Source organism: Variovorax sp. 01T439_2 (genome assembly GCF_056398445.1).
In genome coordinates this window covers 1-1264 of the sequence record NZ_JBFTPJ010001263.1, presented here as the reverse complement: position 1 = coordinate 1264, position 1264 = coordinate 1, and the positions used below count along the sequence as shown (strand labels likewise).

The 1264-nt window shown below is 66.1% G+C and carries 2 protein-coding genes; both read left to right on the top strand.

Features of this window, described 5'->3' with window-relative positions:
• The coding region (locus AC1DOC_RS34120; protein WP_478131630.1) for a lysophospholipid acyltransferase family protein at positions 1 to 618 on the top strand (618 nt) is incomplete at its 5' end.
• Positions 615 to 1264, top strand: a 650-nt coding sequence (locus tag AC1DOC_RS34115; RefSeq protein WP_478131629.1) for a phosphatidate cytidylyltransferase, incomplete at its 3' end; no start/stop codon positions are given. The genes AC1DOC_RS34120 and AC1DOC_RS34115, both read left to right, overlap by 4 nt.

Genomic DNA, 1264 nt, shown 5'->3' with positions numbered 1-1264 from the left:
GGCGTGCGCGCCATCTGGAGCGGCACCACGCCCAAGGCCGAGCAGACGCTCTACTTCGCCAACCACACGAGCCACGGCGACTTCGTGCTGCTGTGGGCCACGCTGCCGCCCGACCTGCGCGCACTCACGCGGCCGGTGGCCGGGCAGGACTACTGGATGGCTTCCAGGCTGCGCCAGTTCATTGGCGCCGACGTGTTCAACGCGCTCATGATCCGGCGCGACGGCTCGGGCCAGGGCGAGAACCCGGTCGAGCAGATGAAGGAGGCGCTGGACGGCGGCGACTCGCTCATCATGTTCCCCGAGGGCACGCGCAACACCGGCGACGAGATCCTGCTGCCGCTCAAGAGCGGCCTCTATCACCTGGCGCGCGCCTGCCCCAATGTGCGGCTGGTGCCGGTGTGGATCGAGAACCTCAAGCGCGTGCTGCCCAAGGGCACGCTGGTGCCGATTCCGCTGGCGTGCACGGTGCGCTACGGCACGCCGATCCGGCTCGAAGAAGGCGAAGACAAGAATGCCTTCATCGCCCGCGCGCGCGCCGCCATGCTCGACCTGCGGCCCGAGTACGACCGCCTGCCCGAACAAGAAAAAGCAGCAGCAGCAGCAACAGCAACGCCATGAACATCTCCGCTTCCACCCAGACCACGCTGCAGTTGTTCGGCGGCGTGGCCGGCGTGCTGATCCTCGCCTCGTCCATCGGCGCGCTGCTCAAGTGGCGCGTGGCGGCGGGGCGGCCGAACTCGGTGATCGACAACCTCAATGCGCGCGTCAATGCCTGGTGGGTGATGGTCGCGGTGATCGGCCTGTCCTTCGCGTTCGGCAAGGGCGGCGTGATCGTGCTGTTCTACCTGATCTCGTTCTATGCGCTGCGCGAGTTCATCAGCCTGGCCTACACCCGGCGCGGCGACCATCATGCAATTGCGGCGGCTTTCTACATCGGGCTGCCGGTGCAGTATTTTTTGGTGTGGATCGACTGGTACGGGCTCTATTCGATCTTCATCCCGGTCTACGCCTTCCTCGTGCTGCCGATTCTCGCGGCCGTGGGCGGCGACACGCAGCGCTTTCTGGAGCGCACCTCCAAGATCCAGTGGGGCCTGATGGTCTGCGTGTTCTGCATCAGCCACGTGCCCGCGCTGCTCACGCTGCAGATCCCCGGTTTCGAAGGCCGTAACCTGCTGCTGATCGCGTTTCTCGTGATCGTTGTGCAGGGCAGCGACGTGCTGCAGTACGTGTGGGGCAAGCTCTTCGGCCGGCGCAAGGTGGCGCC